This is a genomic window from Microcoleus sp. F10-B2, assembly GCF_036704965.1.
Classification (GTDB): Bacteria; Cyanobacteriota; Cyanobacteriia; order Cyanobacteriales; family Microcoleaceae; genus Microcoleus.
The window spans coordinates 107,794-114,135 of record NZ_JAUBTB010000012.1 but is presented as its reverse complement, the minus strand read 5'-3'; the positions used below and the strand labels follow the sequence as shown (position 1 = coordinate 114,135).

The 6,342-nt window shown below is 48.4% G+C and carries 7 protein-coding genes; 3 read left to right on the top strand and 4 right to left on the bottom strand.

Annotation, left to right across the window (positions count from 1 at the left end):
* Positions 1–109: 109 nt before the first annotated feature.
* A complete protein-coding gene (locus QUA99_RS33040; protein WP_445250986.1) occupies positions 110–214 on the bottom strand; it encodes a helix-turn-helix domain-containing protein in 105 nt (34 codons plus the stop codon).
* A 423-nt stretch (positions 215–637) separates the two neighbouring features.
* Between QUA99_RS33040 and QUA99_RS07095 the strand changes: the two genes are divergently transcribed.
* The gene (locus QUA99_RS07095; RefSeq protein WP_333236127.1) at positions 638–1,258 is read left to right on the top strand and encodes a M23 family metallopeptidase; all 621 of its coding nucleotides are present in this window, start codon (positions 638–640) and stop codon (positions 1,256–1,258) included.
* Between the two features lie 424 nt (positions 1,259–1,682).
* Here the strand turns inward: QUA99_RS07095 and ftsH are convergent, their stop codons facing one another.
* Entirely contained in the window at positions 1,683–3,617 is a 1,935-nt protein-coding gene (ftsH, locus tag QUA99_RS07090) for an ATP-dependent zinc metalloprotease FtsH (RefSeq protein ID WP_333236128.1), read from the bottom strand.
* Between the two features lie 454 nt (positions 3,618–4,071).
* Between ftsH and QUA99_RS07085 the strand changes: the two genes are divergently transcribed.
* Positions 4,072–4,617, top strand: coding sequence for an NADPH-dependent FMN reductase (locus QUA99_RS07085; protein WP_333236129.1), 546 nt, complete (start codon positions 4,072–4,074; stop codon positions 4,615–4,617).
* 144 nt (positions 4,618–4,761) lie between these two features.
* Here the strand turns inward: QUA99_RS07085 and QUA99_RS07080 are convergent, their stop codons facing one another.
* Positions 4,762–4,992: a hypothetical protein gene (locus tag QUA99_RS07080; protein WP_006635545.1), complete on the bottom strand. Its 231-nt coding sequence runs from the start codon at positions 4,990–4,992 to the stop codon at positions 4,762–4,764.
* 132 nt (positions 4,993–5,124) lie between these two features.
* Between QUA99_RS07080 and psb32 the strand changes: the two genes are divergently transcribed.
* Positions 5,125–5,847 carry a photosystem II repair protein Psb32 gene (psb32, locus tag QUA99_RS07075; protein WP_333236130.1) on the top strand — a complete coding sequence of 241 codons (723 nt, stop codon included), beginning with the start codon at positions 5,125–5,127 and terminating at the stop codon, positions 5,845–5,847.
* Between the two features lie 59 nt (positions 5,848–5,906).
* Here psb32 and QUA99_RS07070 read toward each other — a convergent pair whose 3' ends face one another.
* Positions 5,907–6,290 (bottom strand): DUF4346 domain-containing protein, encoded by a 384-nt coding sequence (locus tag QUA99_RS07070; RefSeq protein ID WP_333236131.1) that lies wholly within the window; start codon positions 6,288–6,290, stop codon positions 5,907–5,909.
* Positions 6,291–6,342: the final 52 nt, after the last annotated feature.

Sequence of the window (6,342 nt, the reverse complement as noted above, 5' to 3'; positions counted from 1 at the left end):
TGTCGGTTTCAAGGTGTTCGCGCAATGGCTTTTTTCCGTGATGCTATATCTGCCCATTCTTGTGACTTATTTATGCCTTCTCTTATTCCCCAATCAAAGACCTGAATCCTTACAGATTTTTTAACAAATTTTCCAGACCGCCCTTTTTATATTGATAGAGCCAGCGATGAATTGTTGCCTCATTTGTACCTAAAACTGCCGATAGTTCCCGCACAGTTTATACTTGTTTTTACTGAAATAAATAAAGCATTTGAACTTTGTTATAAGCTAGGATTCTTTGCAAGCTGTTTGAGGATTTCTCGCAAATTTTCTCCAGATTCGGTAATCTTTATATGAGGACGACCAGACATTGTAATTCTCTCCTTTACTTTGCACACAAGTATATCACATCTTTTAAAAAATGGTATAACTATAGTGTCAAGCAAAAGCTCGATCGAATTCAACCGCAGCAGGAATTCCGCTGGAAAATAATTTTCCGTTTCCCACAGCATTTAACCCGAAGCCTTGACAGCGACTCTGTATGCAGTAAGATACACGTTGGCCAACTCATTCGCTAGTGGGTAGAGCTCAGAGGCAATCTTGCAGCGAAGTGGCACAACAGACAAGGCACCCTTGCAAATCCATTCAACTTTGAGGAATGAAAAAAAACGTGCAAGACTCTACAAGCCCGCTGGCGGCAAAACGCTTAATTCGTCCCAAATCGATGCTGCTGGTGGCAGCTTCCATCGGTCTTGGTTTACTTGGTATGGGATGGCGGCAGGATTTAGTCGGGGCTCAGCAAACTTCAGCCGGTCAAGTAGCCACGGGCAATTTGTGGCAAGAAGCTTCTTTTCCAGTCGAAAATTTTGAAGCCTACAGTTCCGCCTTCGGCCCCCGCGGCGGCGATTTTCATTACGGTTTGGACTTGGCGGCCCCGGAAGGCAGCTATATCCGCAATTGGTGGGGCGGGCAAATTGTGGAAGTTTGGGAAGACGGCAGGTGTGGTACTGGTATGGTGGTGCGATCGGGAGACTGGGAACACATCTACTGTCACCTCAGAGGTCGGGTGGAAACCTCTAACGGCGGGCGTTATTATATCGATCGCGAAGGCGGCCTGCAAATTTGGCAGGGTCAAACTGTGCCGGCCGGTGCGAGAATTGCCAGAGTTGGGATGACCGGCCGCACGACCGGCCCTCACTTGCACTGGGGATTGAAGTACGGCGGCCGCTGGGTAGACCCAGCTTTGGTACTCCGAGAAATGTACTCCCAGCAATCTTAATCGGTCATTAGTCATGAGTGATATCGTTTCCGGTAGCATCGGAATGATACCGAGGACACGGCACGGCGCCGTGTCCCTACCCCCATTAATTGTAGGGACACGGCACGGCGCCGTGTCCTGACTGTGGGTAATATTAATTCCAATGCTACCGGAGTTGATATCATTAGTGATTAGTTAGCAGTCATTTTTCTTGGTTTGTAGTAAGAAATAAAGTCCTTCTTTTTTCGAGAATCAGGAATAAAGTCCTCACTAGACTTCTTGCAAAAGTCCTTTCGATCAAATTTTCGGACGGGCTCTCCGGCCCATCCCACAAGAGAAAAAAATTTTTGTGGGACGGGCCGGAGAGCCCGTCCCAGCTATTTTTGCAAGAGGTCTACTACAAACTTGAATAACTAATGACTAATGGCCGATGACTAATGACTCTTTACGTTGGGGCCAACTCTTTTTTGGTCAACTCGGTGTACCGAGCGACAATTTGGCGGAATTCGTCGCCGTCGATCGTTTCTTCATCCAACAGCGCTTCGACAAGTTTGTCTACCAAAGCGCGGTTTTCGCGGATAATCCGGCGAGCTTCTTCGTAGCAGTGAAAGGCGATTTCCCGGACTTGCCGATCGATCTTGATTGCCATTTCTTCGGAATACTCGGATCGCGAATTCCAGTTTTGACCCAAAAACACCTCATTGTTCGGACTTTCCAGAGCCACAGGGCCCAAATCAGACATTCCGTAAAGCGTTACCATCTCCCTCGCGAGACTGCTAACTTTTCTGAGATCGCTGCTGGCACCGGTGTCGATTTCAGCATCGCCATAAACTTCTGCTTCCGCCGCCCGTCCCCCCAAAGCTACTGTAATCCGGTTTAACAACAAAGCCCGACTCCTCAAACCTTCGCTGTCGAGCATTTCGTCGTCGAGTACAAAGCTCGTAAAGCCTTCTACCCCGCCGGAACGGGGAATAATCGTTACTTTTTCAACTGGATCGGCATTTTTGAGCATTGTCGCGACTAGGGCGTGTCCGACTTCGTGGTATGCTGTCATCCACTTTTTCTTGCTGTCGAGCAGGGGGTTGAGGGTGAGCCCGATCGTGATCCGGTCGATCGCGTCGTGAACTTCTAGGTTACTGATAGTGTCTTTGCGACGCCTCGCCGTGAGAATAGCTGCTTCGTTGAGCAAGTTTGCCAAGTCGGCGCCGGAAAAGCCGGGAGTGCGGCGGGCGATCGTGTCTAGGGCAACTTCTGGGTCGAGTTTTTTGTTGCGCGCGTGAACTTGCAAAATCCCCAAACGCCCTTTGTAACTGGGTAAATCTACCGTTACTTGGCGATCGAACCTGCCGGGCCGCAGCAGGGCGGTATCGAGCACGTCGGGGCGGTTGGTAGCTGCAATGATAATCACGCCGCTGTTCCCCTCAAACCCGTCCATTTCTGTCAGCAACTGGTTGAGAGTTTGTTCGCGTTCGTCGTTGCCGCCGCCGATACCAGCGCCGCGCTGCCTTCCTACGGCGTCTATTTCGTCGATGAAGACGATGCAGGGGGAATTTTCTTTAGCTTTGCGGAACAAGTCGCGGACGCGGGAAGCGCCGACTCCGACGAACATTTCTACAAATTCGGAACCGGAGATGCTGAAGAAAGGGACGCCTGCTTCGCCTGCGATGGCTTTTGCCAGCATTGTTTTGCCGGTTCCCGGAGGCCCGATTAACAGAACTCCTCTGGGAATTTTCGCGCCGATGGCGTTGAAGCGTTCGGGTTTTTTGAGGAAAGTTACGACTTCTTGCAGTTCTTCCTTAGCTTCTTCGATGCCTGCTACGTCGTCGAACATCACGCCGGTTTTGGCTTCCATTTGGAAACGGGCTCTGGATTTGCCGAAGTTCATGGCATTTCCTTGAGATTGGGTCGATCGGCGCATGATTGCCATCAACACTGCCAACACCGCAAAAATCACTAGCAAGTTTACTACTAAACTGACTGCCGCTGCGTTGTCGGGTGTTTGTTTGACTTCAAAGTCAATCTTTTTGGCACGGATTTGCGAGTACAGTTCTCGGTTGTTGTAGTCGAACAGGGTAACTGATTGGGCCCGATCGCTTTTTTGATCTTTTAGCCTAACTTTGGCAGTTCTTTGAGTTTCGTCTACTTCGATTTTACTGACTTGCCCTTTTTCTATGTTGTCGATCAGTTGGCTGTAACTCATGCTGGTTGGGGCGCTCTCGGCAAAAACCGGGATCGAGAGCAATATTCCTTGAGAAATCACCAAACTGCCCAGGATGCGCCAAAGATTCCGTCCTGGAATAGATTTTTTAGGATTCTGGCTCGATTTGTCTTTGTTTACAGCGAGATGCCCCAGCCATGCGTGTTTCCAAGAATTTTTCATATTGCTTTGCCCAAGGTTGAAGACTGCCAAGATTGACCGTTTTTGGTTTGCTACGTTTATTTATTTTAACAAGAGGGCGGGTGTTGAATGGGTTTATCTCTCGCTGGCATCTGAAGAAACGCCTCAAGAGGGGGGGTTTTGAATCCACGGCTTCTCAAGAAACCGGGTTTTTTGCTAAATCTGTCGGTTATAACCAAGGATTTTGGTCAAAAAACCCGGTTTCTCGGGCCCGTTCTTGAACTTACGCACTGCGACTCAGAAACCGGGTTTTTTGCTAAATCTGTCGGTTATAACCAAGGATTTTGGCAAAAACCCGGTTTCTCGGCCGCGTCCGTAAATCTAAAATCTCAAATCCAAAATCTCAAATCGATTGACAGTTGCCGATCGAACTTGCTATCTTATTCATAGTCGGAATGAGTACGCTTTATTCGAGCGGTGATTGTTTTTGAGTTTTATGGTAAAAATTGTCGGCATTGGCGGAAGTTTGCGGGCTGGCTCCTACAGCCAGTTAGCGTTGAAGGTAGCAGCAGAACGGGCGCAGGCCCTGGGCGCTGAAGTTGAAATATTCGATTTGCGATCGCTCAAGCTGCCCTTTTGCGACGGTGAGAATGATTATCTCGATTACCCGGATGTGGAAAAGCTGCGAAATGCGGTTAAGCAAGCCGACGGCTTGATTTTGGCAACGCCGGAGTATCACGGTAGCGTCAGCGGTGCTCTCAAGAATGCCCTGGATTTGATGAGTTTTGAGCATTTGGACGGGAAAGTTGCGGGTGGGATTAGCGTTTTGGGAGGGCAAGTTAACAGCAACGCACTCAACGATTTGCGAACCATTTTGAGATGGGTGCACGCTTGGGTAATTCCGGAACAAATTGCGATCGGACAAGCTTGGAAAGCTTTTAGTCCTGATGGTAAATTGTTGGATGAAAAACTGTCTGAAAGGTTCGACGAATTTGCTCGAAGTTTAGTGGAAAATACGCGGAAATTGCGAGGAATTTCGTAATTGTATTTCATGACAAATACAATCCTGGACGCAACTGGCATATTATTCGGATGCGTCAGTTGCCATAATTTCTCGATTTGAAGAGGTTTTGTCTCTAGCAGAGCACCCTACAAGCTGTAATGTAACAGTCAACAGTCAACTGAGTCAAAATGGCATATCGATCATGTCTCCGAAAGGATGGGGTACGTCGATCGGCATTCTTCCGGGTTTTGACTCATATTTGTCTATCCACTTTTTGGCCAATTCCAAAGCTTCCTCCTCAGTCTTGGCATTTTGGACGGCGACGTGGCGGTTGCCGCGGCTATCCCAAACCTCGACGTAGAAGACTTTCTGGGATTGAATAATCCAACCTTTATAAGTGTCTGCTGGTTCCATAGTTAGAATCCTAAAATAATCGGGCGGGGAGTTCGAGTGGCGAGCTAATTGTAAATATTGCCCTGTGTAAAATGAATTTTACGGGGGTTTCTATAGTATTTTTGGAAAAAAGTCAGTTTTACGGTTAACCTCATGACCAGACTCCTGAAGCAATTATTTAATTGGAGAAAATATCTCCAACCTTTGGCGGCGACGATCGCGATCGCCCTAATCGCATCCCAGATGGCGGTATTGCCGGCATTGGCGACTGGCGTTTACGAAATGCCCCTGTTGTCGGCGGGCGATCGAACTTGGGTGTTCGACAAAGGCGACGTGCTCAGCCGCAGCAGCGAAAGCAATATCAGCAGCGTGCTCGACAACCTGGAAAACAAAACAGGGAAACAAGTCAGATTTGTCACCATCCACCGCTTAGACTACGGTGAAACGGCTGCCACTTTCACCGACCAACTGTTTGAACAGTGGTTTCCCGCAAAAGAAGACCAGACTAATCAAATTTTACTCGTTCTCGACACTGTTACCAACAGTGCGGCAATTCGGACGGGGGAAGGGGTAAAATCCCTGCTAACCGATGAAATTGCCCAGAGTGTAGCTGGGGAAACCGTGCAAGTGCCGCTGCGGGAAGCCAATAAATACAACGAGGCATTTACGGCTGCAAGTACGCGCATTGCAACTGTTTTGTCGGGCGAACCCGATCCGGGTCCTCCTGAAGTTGTTGACAACATTCAAGTTGAAGGCACGTTTAAAAAAGCTGAAGAAACAGACCAAGGCAATGCCACAGTTGTTGTGGTTGTGCTGTTGGTGTTGGCGACAGTGATTCCGATGGTGACTTATTTCTGGTATCAAGGTTTTTCGTAATCGGTGCTGCTTGCATCCGATCAGTTGCCGTTTTGTCCAGAAATTATGGCAGGGCTGCACTAATCTTGAACGTATTCTCGATCGCTCAACAAAGCAATTTCTGCCCGTACAAATTCCCGTCCCAGATAAGCCGCGTGATCTAACATTGTCACCGGACAGGGGCGGGTTTCTTCTAGGATTTTGACGCAAAGTTCTTTGGCGGTTCTGCCGCTAAAAACTGTGGATTGGGTGCGTTCTACCTTGCCACGGGCGGGGATGGGTTTACCAGTTTCGGGATCGACGGCGAGGCCTCGATCGTCGATGATGTTGGTGAAATGTTTGGCACAAATTAAGCTGGTTTCGCGATCGAGATAGATGATGAAGTAGCCGCCTGGATCGAGGTCGATGTGGCGTTTGGATAGCTTGTCATCAATTGCGGTGAGGTTTTCCAAGGTTTGACTCATGGTTGGTGAAAGAAAGTAAACAATAGCTATATTTTTTTTGCTATTTCTAGTT